14 protein-coding genes are annotated in these 21,308 nt (G+C 35.0%); 8 read left to right on the top strand and 6 right to left on the bottom strand.

Annotation, left to right across the window (positions count from 1 at the left end):
• The 5 genes from ACP6PK_RS17710 to ACP6PK_RS17730 all read left to right on the top strand — a co-directional run.
• The coding region (locus ACP6PK_RS17710) for a DNA polymerase (RefSeq protein WP_426561290.1) at nt 1–1,730 on the top strand (1,730 nt) is incomplete at its 5' end.
• A gap of 681 nt (nt 1,731–2,411) precedes the next feature.
• A complete protein-coding gene (locus tag ACP6PK_RS17715) occupies nt 2,412–2,933 on the top strand; it encodes a hypothetical protein (RefSeq protein WP_426561292.1) in 522 nt (173 codons plus the stop codon).
• Between the two features lie 531 nt (nt 2,934–3,464).
• Nucleotides 3,465–5,135: a sensor histidine kinase gene (locus ACP6PK_RS17720; protein WP_426561294.1), complete on the top strand. Its 1,671-nt coding sequence runs from the start codon at nt 3,465–3,467 to the stop codon at nt 5,133–5,135.
• A gap of 478 nt (nt 5,136–5,613) precedes the next feature.
• Entirely contained in the window at nt 5,614–8,226 is a 2,613-nt protein-coding gene (gene clpB / locus ACP6PK_RS17725; protein WP_426561296.1) for an ATP-dependent chaperone ClpB, read from the top strand.
• A gap of 271 nt (nt 8,227–8,497) precedes the next feature.
• Nucleotides 8,498–9,040 (top strand): Uma2 family endonuclease, encoded by a 543-nt coding sequence (locus tag ACP6PK_RS17730; RefSeq protein WP_426561298.1) that lies wholly within the window; start codon nt 8,498–8,500, stop codon nt 9,038–9,040.
• A gap of 82 nt (nt 9,041–9,122) precedes the next feature.
• On the opposite strand, the gene ACP6PK_RS17735 is transcribed toward ACP6PK_RS17730, so the two are convergent.
• Nucleotides 9,123–9,725, bottom strand: a complete 603-nt coding sequence (locus tag ACP6PK_RS17735; protein ID WP_094676085.1) for a hypothetical protein — start codon at nt 9,723–9,725, stop codon at nt 9,123–9,125.
• A 339-nt stretch (nt 9,726–10,064) separates the two neighbouring features.
• Between ACP6PK_RS17735 and ACP6PK_RS17740 the strand changes: the two genes are divergently transcribed.
• Nucleotides 10,065–10,304, top strand: a complete 240-nt coding sequence (locus ACP6PK_RS17740; protein WP_426561300.1) for a hypothetical protein — start codon at nt 10,065–10,067, stop codon at nt 10,302–10,304.
• 225 nt (nt 10,305–10,529) lie between these two features.
• Here the strand turns inward: ACP6PK_RS17740 and ACP6PK_RS17745 are convergent, their stop codons facing one another.
• The 4 genes from ACP6PK_RS17745 to ACP6PK_RS17760 form a co-directional block, all read right to left on the bottom strand.
• Nucleotides 10,530–11,063: a CPBP family glutamic-type intramembrane protease gene (locus ACP6PK_RS17745; protein WP_426561302.1), complete on the bottom strand. Its 534-nt coding sequence runs from the start codon at nt 11,061–11,063 to the stop codon at nt 10,530–10,532.
• 40 nt (nt 11,064–11,103) lie between these two features.
• The gene (locus ACP6PK_RS17750) at nt 11,104–11,292 is read right to left on the bottom strand and encodes a hypothetical protein (RefSeq protein ID WP_426561398.1); all 189 of its coding nucleotides are present in this window, start codon (nt 11,290–11,292) and stop codon (nt 11,104–11,106) included.
• An 18-nt stretch (nt 11,293–11,310) separates the two neighbouring features.
• Complete coding sequence (locus tag ACP6PK_RS17755; RefSeq protein WP_426561304.1) at nt 11,311–14,169, bottom strand: HEAT repeat domain-containing protein; 2,859 nt, start codon at nt 14,167–14,169, stop codon at nt 11,311–11,313.
• Nucleotides 14,170–14,232: 63 nt separating this feature from the next.
• Nucleotides 14,233–14,718 carry a hypothetical protein gene (locus ACP6PK_RS17760; protein WP_426561306.1) on the bottom strand — a complete coding sequence of 162 codons (486 nt, stop codon included), beginning with the start codon at nt 14,716–14,718 and terminating at the stop codon, nt 14,233–14,235.
• A gap of 538 nt (nt 14,719–15,256) precedes the next feature.
• Here ACP6PK_RS17760 and ACP6PK_RS17765 point away from each other — a divergent pair.
• Together ACP6PK_RS17765 and ACP6PK_RS17770 are read left to right on the top strand one after the other, a co-directional pair.
• Nucleotides 15,257–16,435, top strand: a complete 1,179-nt coding sequence (locus ACP6PK_RS17765) for an LptF/LptG family permease (protein ID WP_426561308.1) — start codon at nt 15,257–15,259, stop codon at nt 16,433–16,435.
• A gap of 742 nt (nt 16,436–17,177) precedes the next feature.
• On the top strand, nt 17,178–18,977 hold the full coding sequence (locus tag ACP6PK_RS17770; RefSeq protein WP_426561310.1) for a hypothetical protein: 1,800 nt from the start codon (nt 17,178–17,180) through the stop codon (nt 18,975–18,977).
• Nucleotides 18,978–20,019: 1,042 nt separating this feature from the next.
• Here ACP6PK_RS17770 and ACP6PK_RS17775 read toward each other — a convergent pair.
• Entirely contained in the window at nt 20,020–21,171 is a 1,152-nt protein-coding gene (locus tag ACP6PK_RS17775) for a hypothetical protein (RefSeq protein ID WP_426561312.1), read from the bottom strand.
• Nucleotides 21,172–21,308: the final 137 nt, after the last annotated feature.

The following is a 21,308-nucleotide window of genomic DNA, read 5'->3' on the forward strand; positions in this document are numbered from 1 at the left end:
TTTTAGCCGAAATGGAATTTCAGGGAATTAACATTGATATTGAGTCTCTGAAAAAATTATCATCTCAACTGCAAAAAGATGCTCAGAAAAATCAAGTGACTGAGAAATCTTTGTACAAATTATTAGTAAATGTAGAAAAACCTGTAGAATCTGTTTTAGCCGAAATGGAACTTCAAGGAATTAAGATTGATATTGCATCTGTGCAAAAATTATCAAGTCAACTACAAAAAGATGCACAGAAAAATCAACCTCCAGAAAAATCTTTGTACAAATTATTAGTAGATGTAGAACAACCATTAGAATCGGTTTTAGCCGAAATGGAACTTCAGGGAATTAGAATTGATATTGAATATCTCAAAAAATTCTCAATCCAACTGCAAAAAGATTTAGAAGAAATTGAAAAAAGAGCTTGTCAAACTGTCGATAGTCTAACTTTACAAGAACATCTCAAAACAGAAATTCAGAATATAGACCCCAATTCATTTACCAATCAACAAGAATTAAAAAAAGCAATATCCAGCCCTATACTAAAAGCATACATCAGCAAATTATCAAAAGAGCAAAGAGAAAATTTAGCAACTCTTAAAAAACAAATCAATCAAGCAGAAACCAACGACTTATTAAACCTAAACTCACCATCTCAATTAAGCGAACTTCTGTTTGAAATACTCCATCAAAATCAGAAAAAATCTCGAAAAATTAAGACTGGTTACTCCACAGATGTAGTAGTCCTAGAAAAATTACAAACAGAACCAGAACATCACCCCATTATTGATGAAATATTAAATCATCGAACCTTATATAAACTCTTTTCCACTTATGTCGAAGCCATACCAAAATTAGTTCGTTCAGACACTCAAAGAGTACATACAAACTTTAATCAAACTCAAACAGATACAGGGCGTTTATCCTCTTCCGAACCAAACTTACAAAATATTCCCATCGGTACAGAATTTTCTAGGCAAATTCGTCAAGCATTTCTGCCAAAAAAAGATTGGTTATTAGTATCAGCAGATTATTCCCAAATAGAATTAAGAATTTTAGCACATTTGAGTCAAGAACCAGTATTAATAGAATCTTATCAAAATAATCAAGATGTACATACCGTCACAGCAAAACTATTATTTGAAAAAGAGGAAATTTCACCAGAAGAAAGACGAGTTGGTAAAACAATAAACTTTGGCGTAATCTATGGAATGGGAGCGCAAAAATTAGCAAGGTCTGTCAAAATAACAGTCAAAGAAAGTAAACTATTTTTAGAAAGATATAAACAACAATATTCCCAAGTATTTGCCTATTTAGATAACTTGAAAAAACAAGCGATCGCTCAAGGTTATGTAGAAACAATATTAGGTCGTCGGCGTTATTTTGAATTTGAATCTAAAACTCTCCGTGAGCTAAAAGGTAAACAAATAGAAGAGATTAATTTACAGCAATTAAAACTAAGTCAAAATGATGCTCAAATTTTAAGAGCAGCAGCTAATTCGCCAATTCAAGGTTCAAGTGCAGATATTATTAAAATAGCCATGATTAGACTAAATGAAATATTGCAAAATTATCAGACAAAATTATTATTACAAGTACATGATGAATTAGTATTTGAAGTACCACCATTAGAGTCGGAAGAATTGCAACAAGTAATTAAATCTACAATGGAAAATGCAGTAAATTTAAAAGTACCCTTAATAGTAGATATTCATGGAGGTAAAAATTGGATGGAGACTAAATAGAGTCTGTTTAGTTATCAGTTATTAGTAGCTCCTACTTCAGTTGATGAAATAAATATTATTTACCAATGAATAATGGATAATTGATAACTGATAATTAATCCCCAAAAGTTTAAACCCTCTCCTTTTCAATTGATAATACCATGCATGAAAAAAGAATGCTACAAAAAGTGCATCTCTATCAGAGATAGTTAAAAATAGCTGCTAAAAATTCATTATAGACAGCTATATCTATTATTTTCCCTCTTTTATTCAATATTTATTACTTCTTCCTTCTTCCTTCTTCCTTCTTCTCTCTTCCTTGCTTTTACCATTTGTAATAAATATTTATCACCCTTGGTATAATCGCTTGGTATAATAGAGTATTTTCCCTCTTTTATTCAATATTTATTACTTCTTCCTTCTTCCTTCTTCTCTCTTCCTTGCTTCTGCCATTTGTAATAAACATTTATCACGCTTGGTATAATAGATAATTAATAATTGATAATTGATATAACAAGAAAGTTTTCATAATTCATTCTCTATTATTGATTGTTCATTATTTATTATCAATTAATGAATTGTTCTTCATCTCCTCCTCTCCCCATGCTACCCACACTTCCCATCTCGCGATCTTCCCTATTCCCTATTGTTATGTTAGACTCCTGACTGTAGTTGAGCAAAAATTTTTCCTTGGGTAAATCAATGGATACCAAAAAATTAGTTTTAGGTGGAGTTGGTTTTGTATTAGCCAGTGCAATTGTGGCAACTGCTGCCAGTATAGAACTTAGTCTCGAACAAGAACAAGTAATCTGTAAATTGAAAGAGACAGTAGAAGCACAAGAAAAAGCTGGTAAAAAATTGGTATTTTGGCCACTAATTGGAAAAATTAAAGAGAGAGTAGAAGTACCATTTACAGCAAAATTATCTTCTAATACATCTTATACAATCCTAGGAGTATGTGATGATAATTGTAGTGACTTAAATTTAACTCTTAAAAATGAACAAGGTGAAAAAATAGCCAATGATGAAAAAGAAAATGATATTCCAGTAATTTCTTTTACTCCCACGGAAAATAGTGATTATAGGATTACCGCACGACCAGATAAATGTACAACTGAAAAATGTGAATTTGGCATGGTTTTATTTGTACCTAAAAGTGCCGAGTTAGATGTAGCATCCGAGCTACCAGAAGAATTATATCTATTTAAGTTTTGCCAAAAATAAACAACAAATTAGTTCAGGAAAAAGAATTATTTCTGTAAAAATGCTAAATTAATTTTAATCGAACTCAAACTCAAATTATTATACCGAATATCTAACTCTCAAAAATGTGATAATCAGTTACCATAAATGAATCATCCATCACATTCAGAATTCAGCCCTTAGCCCTTAGCCATTAGCTTCATAGTTAAATGAAGTTAACAACTTCTCAGTATAGATTCTACTTTGTTAAAATACCTCTTGGTGGTATGACAACAAAAAAATTTAATTAGGAAGTAATTTTTTTTCTACAATTATCCAGGGTTGAGGGATTGAGAGTTACTCTTGGAAACTAGAGTAGTAAATGTCTTGCAAAAAAGTGCATCTCATGGTAAAGGGGAAAATTATATCAGTATTAACCCCTAGAAGTAATCAAATAATTTCTACTAATCAGGCCGCGTGTGAATATTAGATTAGAATAAAATATACCTATATGATTAGGGCAAAGGAATACCAGAGCAGATGTCATTAACTTCCATATCAAGAAAACAGTCTATGCTCCAGCAAAAAACCGGATCAAAACATTTGCTTGGTAGCATAGGAATCAGAAAAAAAATAGGTTTTGGCTATGCTCTGGCAATCAGTATTGCTACTGTAGGAGTTTTGACAGGGCGAATATTTGAGTTAAATTATAAACATCAAATTAGAACACAAATAGAACAAGCTCAAGAACAAGTAGACTTACTTACAAATCTCACAAAAAAAGTATTAAAAGTTAGTATCCTGCAAAAAGAGTTGCCTAGCTTAATCAATAACCGAACAATTTTAGAAAAAAAAATATCTCTAGAATTATCAAGTTTTTATGAGGTTAATACAATTATTAAACAACTAGAATCGATCCTAGAAACTGAAGATAAAAATCTCAATCAAAACACAGATTATGTTCAGCTTCAAGAATTTATCCAAATCTATGTTAATCCTCTAGAAGTTCATGTTCAGCAATTAGAAAGTTTAATTCAAGAAATTAAACAGATACCACCTCAAACAAAAGTAGAAACTTCATCACTTCCATCACTGAGTAAAATTACTAATAGTGAAGTTGCCATAAAACTAGAAAAATTATCACAAGATTCAGAACAATTAGCTATATTAGCTCATCAGAGAGTAGAAAAAGGATTTAAAGATTATCAAAAAGTAGAAAACTTAGGAATAAAAATATTAATAGCTAGCCTATTACTGTCGGTAATAACTGCAGTAATGATGGCTATCTATACTAGCAAGTCGATCACAACTCCTTTAAAAGTAATAACCAAAGTAGCTGAACAAGTTACAGAAGAAGCTAACTTTGAACTACAACTTCCTGTAACCACAGATGATGAAATAGGAGAATTAACAGTATCCCTGAATGAACTAATTGGTAAGGTAGCAGAATACACAGAGCAACTCCAGGAAGCAAAACTTAAAGCAGAAGCAGCAAACCGTTCTAAAAGTGCTTTTCTAGCTACCATGAGTCACGAACTGCGTACACCCCTCAATGCAATTATTGGGTATAGCGATCTTCTTTATGAGGATGCTATGGAAGAAGGATATGAAGATTTTATGTCCGATCTAGAAAGAATTAAGCTAGCAGGTACACACCTCCTAGAAATGATTAGTGATATATTAGATATTTCTAAAATAGAAGCAGGTCAAGTTACACTTTATTTAGAAAGTATTGAGGTTAATAAGCTAGTTCAAGATGTGGTTGGTACAGCCAAAAATCTTACTGAAAAAAAAGGTAATAAATTCAAATTAGTTTTAGGAAAAAATCTGGGTAATATGTATGCAGATATGCCAAAAGTAAGACAGGTACTGATAAATTTACTGGGTAATGCAGCTAAATTTACAGAGAATGGTTTAATTACACTCCGTGTCGAAAAAGTCAAAAATAAGAAACTAAAAAATAATCAAAATCAAAATTCAGGGTTATTAAATAAAGAACAAAATTACATAGTTTTTCAGGTAATTGATACTGGTATTGGAATGACAGAAGAACAGTTAAAACATATATTTAAACCTTTTACTCAAGCAGATGCTTCTACTACTCGTAGATATGGTGGTACTGGTTTAGGATTAGCAATATGTCAACGTTTATGTGAGAGAATGGGGGCAGAAATTTCTGTAAAAAGTAAGTCTGGAAAAGGTTCGACATTCACTGTTTGGTTTCCTGAAAGGGTAATTATATAGAATTAATAATTAATAATTAATAATTAATAATTGATAATTGAGAATTGAGAGTTAAAAATGAAGGTTTGAGTTATCTAGGAAACAAGGTTTAAGAAAAGGAAAAACTTTAAATATGGTAAATATTTATCCAGCTTTTACACATTCCTATACCAACCGACATGATATAAAGGGGATAAAAAAACAAAAAGCAGTATTTCAAACCTCTCTATTCTAGAAGGTACTGTTAACTGTTTTCGGCTGTCGCCGACATGAATGCGGACGGAGCATTCCGTCAGGAAAAAAGGCAGTTCCGACCCTAGGAGGCTAACTGAAATGACCATTATTTGATTTGGGAAAGATACTAGAAGAAAAGAAAATTAGTGAAATTTGAAATATATCCAAGGGTGAATACCCAATAAAAAAAACGGTTTTTTCTACTAAAATTTATTTATATCTTCAAGTTAAAATTAAAGAAAAACATATAGAAAACCAAAAAATTATGCAGCCAAATAATCCTAACCAATTTACAGAAAAAGCTTGGGAAGCTATATCCCGTACCCCAGACATTGCTAAAACTGCCCAAAATCAACAAATTGAAACTGAACATCTAATGAAAGCTTTGTTAGAACAAAATGGACTGGCAACCAGTCTATTTAATAAAGCAGGAGTTTCAAATTCTAAAGTACAAGAACAAACAGACACCTTTATCAACCGTCAACCAAAAGTCAAAAATACACCCAATAATATTTACTTAGGTCGCAGTCTGGATACCTTATTAGATAATGCCGAAAAATATCGCCAAGAATATAAAGACGAATACATCTCTATCGAACATTTAATACTAGCTTACCTAAAAGACGATCGCTTTGGTAAAAATCTCTATAAAGAATTTAAACTAGATGAAGTAAAGCTCAAAGAAACCATTTCTCAAGTTAGAGGTAATCACAAAGTAACAGATAAAAATCCTGAAGGCAAATATGAAGCGCTGGAAAAATACGGTCGCGACTTGACAGAATTTGCTCGTGAAGGTAAACTTGACCCTGTTATTGGACGCGATGACGAAATTCGACGCACTATTCAAATACTCAGTCGTCGTACAAAAAATAATCCAGTATTAATAGGCGAACCTGGAGTCGGTAAAACAGCGATCGCCGAAGGTCTAGCTCAACGCATCATCGCTGGTGATGTTCCCCAGTCTCTGAAAGAACGCCAACTCATCGCCCTAGATATGGGTGCATTAATTGCTGGTGCTAAATTTAGAGGCGAATTTGAAGAACGTCTGAAAGCTGTTCTCAAAGAAGTTACCGACTCAGACGGTAAAATCATTTTATTTATAGATGAAATTCATACCGTTGTCGGAGCAGGTGCAACCCAAGGTGCAATGGATGCAGGTAACTTACTCAAACCAATGTTAGCTAGAGGAGAACTTAGATGTATCGGTGCGACAACTCTGGACGAGTACCGTAAATACATCGAAAAAGACGCTGCTTTAGAACGTCGTTTCCAACAAGTTTATGTCGATCAACCTAGTGTACCAGATACCATCTCAATTTTACGGGGTCTTAAAGAACGCTATGAAGTACATCACGGTGTGAAAATTTCCGATAGTTCTTTAGTTGCTGCTGCTACTTTATCTACTCGATATATTAGCGATCGCTTCCTCCCAGATAAGGCGATCGACTTAGTAGATGAAGCTGCTGCTAAACTGAAAATGGAAATTACCTCCAAACCAGAAGAACTTGATGAAATAGACCGCAAAATTCTCCAACTAGAAATGGAGAAATTATCACTGCAAAAAGAAAGTGATGCTGCTTCCAAAGAAAGGTTAGAGAGACTAGAAAAAGATTTAGCCAACTTGAAAGAAGGGCAACGTTCTCTTAATGCTCAGTGGGAATCAGAAAAAGGTATCATTGGCAAAATTCAGACTTTCAAAGAAGAAATTGATAAAGTCAATATTGAGATTCAACAAGCAGAACGAAATTATGACCTCAACCGTGCTGCTGAGTTGAAATTTGGTAAACTGATTAACTTGCAAAAACAAGTAGAAGAAGCAGAGGCAAAACTAGAAGCAACTCAAACCAGCGGTCAAACTTTGTTGCGGGAAGAAGTCACAGAAGCTGATATTGCTGAAATTATTTCTAAGTGGACTGGTATTCCCATCAGCAAATTAGTAGAGTCAGAAAAAGAAAAACTACTGCATCTCGAAGAAGAGTTGCATCAGCGAGTTATTGGACAGAATGAAGCAGTGACTGCTGTTTCTGATGCAATTCAGCGATCGCGTGCTGGTTTAGCAGACCCCAACCGTCCAGTTGCTAGTTTCATTTTCTTAGGTCCAACTGGTGTGGGGAAAACAGAGTTAGGAAAAGCATTGGCAGCATATTTATTTGACACCGAAGATGCGATGGTGCGTATTGATATGTCTGAGTATATGGAAAAACACGCTGTGTCTCGTTTAATTGGAGCGCCTCCTGGATATGTTGGTTATGATGAAGGCGGTCAGTTAACTGAAGCTATTCGCCGTCGCCCATATACGGTAATTTTATTTGATGAAATTGAAAAAGCGCACCCCGATGTGTTTAATATTATGCTGCAAATATTGGATGATGGGCGCGTTACTGATGCTCAAGGACACAAGGTTGATTTTAAGAATAGCGTGATTATTATGACAAGTAATATTGGTTCCCAGTATATTTTGGATGTCACTGATGACTATGAGCAAATGCAGCATCGGGTAATGGAAGCTTTGCGTGGTGCTTTCCGCCCAGAATTTCTCAACCGTATTGATGAAACCATTATTTTCCATGGGTTGCAGAAAGAACAATTACGAGAAATTGTGCAGTTGCAAGTTGTGCGTTTAGAGAAGCGGTTAGCTGAACGTAAGATGTCATTGAAGCTTGCTGATGCTGCTGTTAACTTTTTGGCAGATGTTGGGTATGACCCGGTGTATGGCGCAAGACCGTTAAAGCGGGCAATTCAACGGGAGTTGGAAACGCAAATTGCTAAAAGTATTTTGCGGAGTGAATTTAATGATGGTGACACTATTTTTGTGGATGTGGAAAATGAGCGACTTTCGTTGAAGCGGTTGGGTGTAGATTTGGTGAAAGCGAAGTGAAGTCAAAATTCAAAAGTCAAAAGTCAAAAGTAAGATTTTATAGGCTTAAAACTTTGACAATATAGTGATGTCAGGAAATTATTTCACATCTACAGCGTTTTTCATTTCAGTAGACACCAAAGTAGGGACGTTCGCATTTTTGTTATGCAACATCCCTAAAGGGTTATCATTTTTGACTAATAGATATCTCTAAAGATAAAAAATCAAATCAATTCTTTCTTCCTGTTCCCTGTTCCCTGTTCCCTAAAAAAAAGTATGAAAAAATAAATTTATGCAATTACCAACTACTACTAATTCCTTAGACGCTTTTCTCCAACAACCCAACATCGAAACTTCTCCTGCTTGGGAATTTATCCATGGACAACCACAACAAAAACCGATGCCAAGCCTGTTTCATTCCCGCCTCCAGCGCAACCTCGTAAATACCATTAACAATAAAACCCAAGCTTATGAAGCTATTCAAGAACTCCGGTGCATCATTCCTCCCTTATCTCCCGTACCAGATATTGTGGTTGTCAAAAGCGATCGCCTTAGTGATGAAGATGGTCCACCGCAAGGTTCACCCGACTGGATAATTGAAATTCATTCCCCGGATCGACGCACATTAGACCTACAGAACAAAATTCTGCACTGTTTGGGTAACGGGACTCAACTTGCTTGGTTAATTGATATTCAGCGACAGCAAATCTGGGTTTGGGAGAACCAAGAACTACCACTGGTGTTTTCTGGAACTGATATACTGCCGACTCTTGACAATATCTCAGATTTGACAGTGGAAGAAGTAATCGCTATGACTCAACAACGATCAAGCTAGATAGTGGCTAAACGTGGATTTTGCCACAGATACACGGATGATGACAAATAATTAATCCGTTTATCCGTGCCCAAATCTGTGTCTAGTCTTCCTCTTCAACTAATTGAACCAGGTTTTCTAAAGCACCGTAAACCCTGGGAAGATTATCTATAGTAAAATTACCAGAATCTTTGATAAATGTATCTGCTACCAGTTTGCCAAATTGCCATAAGTTACCATCTGTAACTATTCCATAGACTGCCCTTGGGAAGTTATCATTTATTTTTTGTGACGCCAACAACTCGGCTAGACATTGCCCCCAACCTTGTTCAAAATCATTTTTCTTTGCTTCTACAACGATAACAATGGGTTTTTCTAATACTGTTTTACCAAGTTCAGAACGTTGTGAAAAAAGATAGTCTGGTGTTCCTGATAGAGTTTCATCGTAGGAGATACTTTTGCGAATCCAAAATGAATATTTCTGATAATGTTTTTTATATACTTCCCGCAATAGTGGGGAGATTATAATTTCGCTGCGAGATGCTTCTGAGGCAAACAAATCTATGTTTTCTTTGTTAAATTCAAAATCTTTGATAAAAATGTCTGATGGTAATAATTCTTGGTTAACTATGAAGTTCTCTTCAGAGTATTTAATTCTATACTTTTTTTGTACATCGGAGATTGTTTTAAAATCACTAAAAGCCATATTTCAATTCCTCATAATAAATTCTTAAATAAGAAGGCGGGTTTGTCTTTTATATCAAATCCGGTGGCATCGGTGTAATTAGATAGTGAATCTAGGAGTCAGGAGGTAGGGACGTTGCATGCAACGTCCGTACGGAGTCAGGAGAAAAGAGCATTTAGAAAGATTTGCACATTAGCTGGAGATGAAAATTTTTTTATACCGAATTAAGCGGATTTGATATTAGATATTATAATACTTATATTATGTCCATACAAACCCGATTGTTAGTTAAAAACAAAGTAGGGACATTCCATAGAAGATCCCTAGAGGGTTATTATTTTTTACTGAGGTAATATTATTATGTTAGAACAAGTGTTTAATTTAGCTACACAACTTCCTGTTTCTGAACAAATTAGTTTAATTGAAAAAATGATAGTTGAACTTAGGAAAAATAAATCTGCTCAATATTCTTTAATGCCTATAGAAAAGTTACAGTCAGAATTTGCTAAAGATTTAGCAGAGGCAGGATATCAATCAAGAGAGGATATAGTGAATTTAGTACGAGAAGTGAGACAGGAAATTTCACAAGCAAAATTGTAGGGTGTGTTAGACAGCTTAAATTAAGACTATGAAAGGGATTTAGCAATCCGTCGTAACGCACCATTTTAGATGTGTCAGTCCACTACGCAATTCCATTTTTTATGACTAAAACTGTAAAGTCATTGCGACTGGAATGGAGTGGAAAGAAACAATCTCATGGATTAAAGTACAGAATGTTGGGTTTCATTCTTCAACCCAACCTACGCAATTACATCTGATATGATATTAGTTATTCCCATACAATTTTTCTTTACCACCTAACCAATATTGCCAAATCACAACTACTGCCCAATGAATAATTACTGGAACCCACAAACAACCAGTTAATTGATAACCTACTGTACATCCTAAACCTAAAATTCCTGCCAATGTCAAAAAAATTGGTGTCATAAAAGTTGGGTTTCCCTGGGGATGGAAAGTTAGAGCATTTATTGGATGATAAATAATGAATAAAAATAAACTTAACCCTGCCCACAAACACCACACAATAATTGAAACTCTCTCGGTGGGATGAGGCAATAATAAAACTCGAAATATCAGCTCTTCTATTAAAGATGGCATAAAAAATATCACTACCAAGCCCTGAAATAATTCTTTGAGATTCCGAAAACCTCGACTTACTCGCAAAAATCTGGAATTAAAGCCTAATGGTAAGGCGATCGCTCCATAAACTAACAATGTAACCCCTACGACTAACCAATCTTGACTATTCATGGGGCGAGAAGCAAATATTAGACGGTTAATTAAGGTGGAAATCATAGGAAACTGCTCTAAAGTTTATCGAAACACTGCTGTTATATTAGGCGAGTATAAATACTACGACTAATCCTAATAGAAAGCATAACAAGAAAAACAACCAACGAGGTTGTTTTTCTTGAAATGGAGAATGCCAAGCTTGATAAAATTCTGGGTAAGGAAGAGTTTGGGCGCAATTCCAGATTATTTCGTAGCATTTGTTGAAGCGATCTTTGTTAATTAAGTAGCCTATATCTGATAAGTAGTCTTTTCAGGATGTGACGATTTTTGCCATCTGCTCTTCTTCTAAAATTGCCCCTAAGCTTAATGCTGCCATATTGCGAGTATAGTTATCAGAAGTAGACCCCAAAAATTGCACTAAACTATCAATGGCTTTGTGGTTGCCCCTGCCAATTTTCCCTAAGCTTAATGCTGCCATATTGCGAGTATGATCATCAGAAGTAGACCCCAAAAATCGCACTAAACCATCAATAGTTTTCTGACTGCCCTTGCTAATTTTTCCTAAGTTTTCTGCTCCTATATTGCGAGTATAATTATCAGAAGTGGAACCCAAAAATTGCACCAAACCATCAATGGCTTTCTGGTTGCCCATGCAAATTTCCTCTATAATTTCTGCTATTTGTCTGCAAATATGATCGTCAGAAATAGACCCCAAAAACTGCACCAAACCATCAATAGCTTTGTGATTGTATGTACCAATTTTTCCTAATCTTTCTGTTACTTGTCTGCAAATATGATCGTCAGAAGTAGACTCCAACAATCTCAGCAAAGCATTAATCTCTTTCTCATTTCCGGGGTCAATTTTCCCTAAGCTTTCTGCTACTTGTTTGCAAATATGATCATCAGAAGTAGACTCCAACAATCCCAGTAAAGCATTAATCGCTTTCTCATTGCCGGGGTCAATTTTCCCTAAGCTTTCTGCAGCTTGGATGCGAGTATAGTAATCAGAAGTAGACCCCAACAAATGCACCAAACCATCAATGGCTTTCTCATTGCCCATACCAATTTTCCCTAAGCTTTTTGCTGCTTGGATGCGAGCAGGATAATTAGCAGCAGGCCCCAACAAATGCACCAAACCATCAATAGCTTTCTCATTGCCCATACCAATTTTTTCTAAGCTTTCTGCTGCTTCCGTGCGAGTCCAACAATGATAAGTAGACTCCAACAATCCCAGTAAACCATCAATGGCTTTCTCATTGCCCGTGCCAATTTTCCCTAAGATTTGTGCCGCTTGCTTAGGAGTATACTGATCAAAATTAGATCCCAACAATCCCAGTAAACTATCAATGGCTTTCTCATTGCCCATACCAATTATTCCTAAGCTTTCTAGTGCTTTCCTGCGAGTATAGTTATCAGAAGTAGACCCCAACAAATGCACCAAACTATCAATGGCTTTCTCATTGCCGGGGTTACTTTTCCCTAAGCTTTCTGCTGCTTTCCTGCGAGTATAGTGATCAGAAGTAGACCTCAAATTTTGAGTTTCTAGTAAAACATTTGTGGATGCTGCCTTTATTTCTTCAGAATGGTTATTATAACCCATATCAAGCATTTTAGGGACTATTTCATTAGTTTTATTGTAGTCGCTAAGTTCGCCAATTGCATCAGCAGCAATGAGATAAGCCCGATATTTATAAAAACCTTTGATGAAAAAGTTTCTACACCCATCCTGAAAATTAGTTAAGACTTGAATAAATCCTTCTTTCTCTTCCTCCTCCACATCCTCTCGCCCCAACCACAACAAAATTATCTGCTTCCACTGTGGTTCAAAAATTCGATAACGCCTCCCCTTCACAGGTTTATTCTTGTGTTCGCGAGGCAAGAAAAAATCCCAGTGATCGACAGCTACAGCAGCAAAATATTCCTCAAACGTAGCATGAAAAAAAGCATATACCTTTTTCGTGGGTGACTCTGCTGCCACCCCCACATTATTCAGCCATCCAATTTGCAACGCCAGGTAAAACAGAGAATTTTCATCATCAGCATATCCCAATCTCTCAACAATAAAATCCTTCCGCAATCGGAAATGGCCCCCACGAGAGTCAAGATCATCCTTTGCCAACCTGCCCAACCCGCGATCTAGCTCCGGCCGCTTACTTTCCTTAATCGGGAAACGATTAGACTTCCACTGATAAAAATACTCGACAAACTCACGATACAATTCAGCTTTCGTCTCCGGCAAACTTCCTTCATAGAAGTGCCAACGCCAACACAACAGTACCAACCGCAGAGGATTTTGCACCAAATCTCGCACCCGCCCTTTTTCCTCTTTTGCCAACTCCTTCTTTAAGCGATCGCCCTTACTATTCTCAGCCTTTTCAAAAGGCTGCAAAGCTTGCTCTTGCTCCCCCCTTCCCAAGTGGGGTTGGGGGGGATCAAAGGGTTGGGGCGACTCAAACCAATTATCAATAAACTGATGCACCTGCTGAGGATAATCAAAATCCAACAACCGAAAAGTCTCAAAATCAGACAAAGCATTCACATCCGCCTGCCAAACATTCAGACGACAAGTCAACACCACCCGCGCCTTACCCACCCACCCCAAAAGTTGACGAGAAATACTTTGTAAAGTCTGACTGCCAGAAGTAGCAATTTCATCTACCCCATCCAGCAATAACCAGACTCCCCCTGCTTTAAATTGTTCGGTAAAATTATCTTGCACCTTCTGGCGCTGATCTGGAGAAAAAGGCAGCCAAGAATTGAGCAAATAATCCTCAAGACTTCTCAAATTGCCGTCTACAGTCAAATCTGCCAAAGAAACCCACACAGGCAAACCCAACTCTTGCTGCAATATCCAATTCCCAATAGTTTGCAACAGAGTAGTTTTGCCCGCCCCCGGTTCCCCAATTAAAGAAATTCTTTGACCTTGACTTTTACCTTGTTTTTGCTGTAAAATCTCTTTTAAGAAAGTATTGTGGGTAAATCTTTGCTTTTCCTCATATTCGGGTTCATAAAGTTTCGTTCCCTGTTCGGGAGATAACCCATCTTGTTCTCGTTTCTCTGATTTTTTCCGTTCCACCAGTGCCAATGGGACATAAATTTGTTCCCGTCGTTTTTTGGCCTCCTCATCATCGTGAAATAGGGAATTACTGGTTAGTTGATTATTCAGCATTTCCCGACAAATATGTTGCCATTCCTTGAGAGTAAATTCTTTTCCCTGTTCGGGCGAAGTCAGTCAAATGGTAGTTCGTTTGTCAATTTTGTTAATTTTGACTGTGCCACCAACTATCCCATCTTTTCCCATCTCATTTTTTCCAATCGCTATCCCACCTTTTTCCGCCTTAATTTCTTTTACTACTATGTCGGCATTCTTTTCATCTTCCGACTGTAGAGACTTTAACGCTTCTGTAATTTCTTCCACAACCTCAGTCAACTTTGGATGAGGATTTTCCTCTACTGCCGCTGCTAACTCCTGTATTGTTTGCGCCACATCAGCATTAGCTGCTGCCTCCTGCATTTCCAGAAACGCCTGACCATAATCTAAAGGTTGGTCTGGAGCTTTTTCAATAGCTGTCACAGTATCGGGAGATTCTTGTTTCAGACATTTCATCAACTTAGAACTTTTATCCCAGACCACCTGCCCAATATTTTCTCCAGTTTTTTCCAAAGCTTTTGTCCCCAATACAGCAGCTAGCGCCATTGCAATAGTAATAGGGTCCATAATTTTCAGCCTCCTAAAATTGGACTCAGATTAAGTTAATTATTAGATAGTCTTCTAAAATATCCTATTTAATTAGAGCAAATTCAAAACCAACCTACAAAGTTTCAAATAACTATATTGAATAAGAAAAAAATTACCGAAAAATAAAGGTATCAAGCCTCTCCTTTCAAGGAGAAACAAAAAAAATTTTCCTTTTATTCAATCCAATCCGTTTTAGGGAGAGGTAATTATCAATTATCAATTATCAATTATCAATTATCCATTATTGAAGATCGCTTAACCCAAGATTATCAAAAAATTACCCCTGAAGAATACTTAGAAGCAGTCGCAACATCTTGCTCCAGCGATCGACTTTCTTCATCTCCACAATTAACTAAAATCAATTTCCTCTGGCCCACTTTTCAGTTTCGGAACTTTATGATTGAGATTAAGCTAACCTTAGATAATATCCTAAAACATCTATTTTATCAGGGCATAATTAACAGCCAACCTAGCTTTCAATTCTGAATTGTAGAACTTGACCTTAAATCTGAAGTATATGGAGCGTAGTATCTCAAAGTCTTTATTTTTCCTCCACAGATTGGAACCAAAAATTTCAGTCATGGACCGCTACATCATCACAGAATTAATTGGGCCATTCCTCTTTGGTGTAGGATTATTTTCATCTATTGGCATAACAGTGGGGGCAATGTTTGAGTTAGTCCGAAAAGTAACAGAATCTGGACTACCTGTTTCTATTGCCATTCAAGTATTTCTACTCAAAATGCCAGAATTTATTGGTCTGGCATTCCCGATGGCAATGGTACTTGCTACCCTAATGGTTTACAGTCAGATGTCTGGTAATAGTGAGATAGTTGCTCTGCGTAGCTGTGGCATTAGTGTCTATCGAATGGTTATACCTGCGGTCATATTAAGTTTGACTGTAACTGCTTTCAGCTTTGCCCTGAATGAAGTAATTGTACCTAGTGCTAACTATCAAGGCTCTCTCATTCTAGAAAAAACTCTAGACCAAGAAAATCCTCCTTTCAAAGAAAAAAATATTTTCTATCCAGAATTTGGCAAAGTCAAGCAACCAGACGGCAGTCTAGACGATGCACTTACCCGTTTATTCTACGCCGAAAGGTTTGATGGTAAATATATGAAAGGGGTCACTATTTTGGACCGTTCCCAATATGGAGTTGACCAAATTGTGTCCTCCGAATCAGCAACTTGGAACTCAGCGGAAAATATTTGGGACTTATTTAATGGGACAATTTATCTGGTATCTCCAGATGGTTCATATCGTAATATTGTCAAGTTTGACCATCAAAAATTAAAGCTTTCTAGTGCCCCTTTAGATTTAGCAGGAAAAAGACGTACTTACAAACAAATGAATATTGCTCAATCTTATGAATATTTAGACTTAATGCGACTAAGTGGAAATTATCGAAAAGTTGTTAAAACTCAAGTCAGAATTCAACAAAAATTTGCTTTACCATTTGTGTGTTTAGTAATGGGTTTAGTAGGAGCAACTTTAGGAATTAGACCGCAAAGAAGGGCTAATAGAGGTACTAGCTTTGGTATTAGTGTGATAATTATTTTCGGTTATTATTTACTTTCATTTATTACAGGAGCAATGGGGCAAAAAGAAATTTTGACTCCTTTTTTGGCGGGATGGTTACCAAATTTTATAGGTCTTGGAGTAGCAGCATTATTGTTAGTAAGAGCCTCAAGATAATGAATTCAAAATTCAAAAGTCAAAAGTCAAAAGTTAGAATTTTTTTTAACGGGGATTTCTGAAGTTAGAAGTCAAAAGTTATCATTTATATCAAATCCATTAGCAATGAAAGTGTTATCATAAACCGGGTTTGTTGGAGGTAAATTTTAGTATGGTGAGGCATTTAATACAAACCCGGTTTCTATCTTTTTTACACTGATATACCGGGTTTGATATTAGAAGTTAAATTCTTACTTGATTATTTTGATAAAACCAGAAAAAAGACTTAACTGATAACTGATTAATCAGACTGGTTTTTAGACTCAATTATTTTGATAATTCAAAAGTAGAGTTTGCAAATATTGAGTAATTTCAAAATTCAGGGTAATTCAAGTAAAATTTGCCGACGTTTTTATTGTTGAGAAGTAATTTTGTTCATGTCATTTTGTTGATAGAAATAGCACTTAAAGACTCTTATAGCAATCTGCACTTATGTTGTAATATTTTATCGTAGGGGTTTGATTTCCCAACCCAAGCTAAAGAGAGGTTTGGTCTCCAAATCCCTACAGTTTTTTTTCAGAAACCATTTAGGATGAGTATCTCTGAAGAGTATTATTTAAAAGAAATAAAGCCAAAGCCTAGTTATACTAATACTTTTTATTCAAAATTTATAATTATTATAATTTTTCAAAGAAACGATTAACGCCAAACAATAATCAGCAATCATATAATATTTGATAACATCCCTAGTTTATAATAAAATATGTCAAATCCTTTAATATCCAAATCAAAACTCACTAGATTTTTATTGATATTACATCAAAATTTAATCAATCGAAGCTGGATATTTTGGTTGGGTTTAAGTATAGCAGTTGTATTAATTTATGGTATTGAATATCTAAAAGCAGCCTTTGAAACTAACTATATAATCCAAGATGACGCACGCCAACATATATTTTGGATGCGTCGTTTTTTAGATTCGGAATTATTTCCTGAAGACTTAATTGCTGACTATTTTCAGTCAGTAGCACCTTGGGGTTATAAAACTTTTTATTGGTTAATAACATCTCTAGGTATCGACCCAATTTTTTTAGGTAAATTATTACCAATATTTCTGGGATTAATTTCTACAATTTACTGCTTTGGAGTAAGTTTACAAATTTTGCCAATTCCCGCTGTTGGATTTTTTAGTTCATTGATTTTAAATCAAACTTTATGGATGGAAGATGACTTAGTTTCTGCTACTCCCAGAGCATTTTTATATCCACTTTTTTTAGCCTTCTTATATTACTTACTCCGAGGTTCCTTATTTCCTGTTTTAGTAGCGATCGCTCTCCAAGCAGTTTTTTATCCCCACACTGTTTTACTATCACTAACTATCCTAACTATTAGACTCTTCGACTACCATCAAAAGCGGTTAAAATTTACTTCAATTAAATTAAATTATTGGCTTTGGTTAGGAGGAATTATAACTGCTGCAATAATACTTTTACCATACAAATTAACTGCGACTGAATTCGGACCAATTATTACTACTACGGCAGCCAAAATACAACCTATTTTCAATTATGCTGATGGTAAATATGGCAGAGCATTCTTTTTTCATAATAATCCTTTAGTTTTTTGGCTGACAGGACCGAGGAGTGGTATCTTATTTTTAGGATTATTTTCACCAATAGCTATAGCTTCATTACTATTACCTTTTCTACTCAAAAAAGAAAAGTTTCCTCTAGCAAAACAAGTTTCTGACAAAATAGGAATATTAATTCAAATTTTCATAGCATCGGTGGGATTATTTTTCCTAGCTCATATCCTTTTATTTCAGCTTCATTTCCCCAACAGATATATTTACCATAGTATGCGAGTAATAATGCCAATAGCTGCAGGTATTGCTTTGATAATATGGTTGGATAGTTATTTGAAGCAAATTATTTCTCAGCTAGAAGATGGTTTAACTTTCCCACATAAAATATCTATCGGATGTACAACTCTATTATTAGTATTATTCAGTATTGTTCCTTTTTCTCCAGACCTAACCATAGATAATCAATCCTATATTAAAGGCAAAGAAACAGAATTATATGAATATTTATTAGCACAACCTAAAGATACATTAATTGCCTCCATATCCAAAGAATCAAATAATATTCCTAGTTTTGCTCAACGTTCGACATTAGTAGCACAAGAATACAGCTTACCTTATCATACAGGATACTATAGTCAATTTAGTCAAAGAGCCATTGATTTAATTCAGGCTCAATATACTCCTAACCCAGAAGAAGTTAATAATTTTATTCAGAATTATGGGATTAATTTTTGGTTGCTCGATCTAACCGCTTATGATTCTAGATATGTAGCCGATAAAGAATTAATTCGTCAGTATAAATTAACAGATTCAATTGTTTATCAACTAGAGCAAAATCTTATCCCTGCTTTATCAACTACTATGGAAATTTGTACTGTATTAACCAGTAAACGTATAGCACTATTACCAACATCATGTATTAAAAATGAATTGATGAAATTGAGTAATAATAATCCTGAAAATTCTCAAAATATGTGATTGAAATTATCTTTGATTTTATAGGTTGAATACCCCATTATCACTCCTGGTGTCTAAAATTGCTTGGAGTTTAAATCTCCATCGACTTTTTCCTTCTTCCTTATGTATGAAAAATGAATTGATGAAATTGAGTAATAATAATCCTGAAAATTCTCAAAATATGTGATTGAAATTATCTTTGATTTTATAGGTTGAATACCCCATTATCACTCCTGGTGTCTAAAATTGCTTGGAGTTTAAATCTCCATCGACTTTTTCCTTCTTCCTTATGTATGAAAAATGAGTTGATGAAATTGAGTAATAATAATCCTGAAAATCCTCAAAATATGTGATTGAAATTATCTTTGATTTTATGGGTTGAATACCCGATGATCACTCCTGGTTTCTAAAATTGCTTAGGGTTTAATACCATTTCTTAAAAATGTTGCTATGTTTAATTAGGTGGGGTAGGGATTTTGCATACAACCTCCGTATGGGAGTGTGGCAGGTGGTGGGAAGGGACGTTGCACCCAACGTCCGTACACATAAGAATAATTAACATTAACTGGCTAATAATTATCCAAGAATTCTTGGTTGCCTGTGTTAATTAGTTAATAACTGAAGTGTTACCCAAGTACAGCATTTATTTTGGTAATTGGTATAAGTACCCTATCAAGCAATAGGGTTCATATAAGACCAAAACTCATAAACTATGGAACCATTTAGATAAGTTTTCAGACTATAGAACTTTCAAAAAAATCCGTAACTGAGCTGTATTAAATGGAGCTATAGACTCATATACTTTCCTTCTTAATTTCTACAAAAAATCCTTAACTGAACTGTATTTACCCATAAACTTTCTTCTTCTTACTTCTTACCGAATTATTAATTATTAATTATTAATTATTAAATAATTCAGGTTTAAAGCCTCCCCTTGGATAGGGGAAAAAAGTGCTAGGATATTTCCTCATCTTCAATCAAGAGCGGTTTTAACCAGAGGTAATTATCAATTATCAATTATCCATTATCCATTATCCATTAATGAATTATTCCTTCTTCCTTCCTAAAAAGGGTTATGCCAACGCTGGTTATATCCGCGATTATAAAAACTATTATTACGCCTGGAAAAAGGATTATTTGAAGGAGGTTGTGGTAAGCTTTGATTTACCTGATTAGGATTCACTCCATAGTAATATTGCTGTTGTTGATTTTGGGGATATCCTTGATTGTTATAATAGTTAGGCACTCCCCAATTATTCACTCTATTTGCCCTATTTTGATTATTGGCAAAACTACTAGATACTGCTGGTAATGGGGGAAGATTTAGATTAGTAGTTTGTCTTGGAGGAAAATAATTAGACCTTGGTAAATTGGTTGGATTATTTATTTGATTTCTTCCGCCTGATAAATCTGTATAGTAAGGTTTTGGAGGAGTAACATTTATAGTTGAAAAAGGCACACTATAATTGCTTCTTTCCTGAGATTTAGGAATATTAGATGTTGGTCTATTCAAAATAGAAGAAGGTTTAATATCCCTTGGTTTGATTTGAGTTGGGTAGAGGTTAATATTATTTGTTTGAGACTGATAATTTGAGGGAGATTCAGATTTACCTTTGGAACCCAGGTACTCATCCATAGCATTCTGTAGGGTATTGACAGGTTTTTCTGTTTTTTCCTCCTGGTTTGTTTGGTCGAATAAATTCATACTGCGTAATAGGGGGGCAGTAGATGATTGAGTCTTTGGCAGTTGATTTGTAGAAGGCAAATTATTAGTTTGCGCTCTCTCGTAAATATTAATTTTCGGCAGAGGGTTAGCTAAATCTTCTTCAAGTTTTGTCAGATTTTTCTGACTAGCAGATGTATTTTTGGTTTCTCTTTCAGACCTATCTAATAAATTTTTCTGAAAATTTGGTAGAAGATTAATTTGTAGTTGTTGAGCATTTTTTAACTCTTCCATTAAAACTGAAGAATTGCCAATATCGCTTATAATAGAAACTTCTTCAGGAGATAAATTTTCAGTGATAGTATTGCCGTCTGATACTAAATTATCATCATCTTCAATGGTTAACCATTCCGGATTGACTGATAATTCCCAAGCAAATAATAACACTAGAGAAGCTACACCAATCGGTCCCCAAACTAAAGGTTTTGTCAAATGACTAAATCTGGCTCGAAAATAGCGTATAGATTTAGGTAATTTTTTCTTATCAGACATAGGTTTTGTTCCTTCATTTATTATTTTTTAACTGCATTAGTCTGTTCTTCAGTTATAGTAAAATCATTTCATTTTTGTAGACACACTACTAAATTAACATGAATATAATTATTTCAAAATTACTTGTTAATGCCGAG

It is taken from the genome of Dapis hubbardiae BLCC-M172 (assembly GCF_050016015.1).
Classification (GTDB): Bacteria; Cyanobacteriota; Cyanobacteriia; order Cyanobacteriales; family Microcoleaceae; genus Trichodesmium.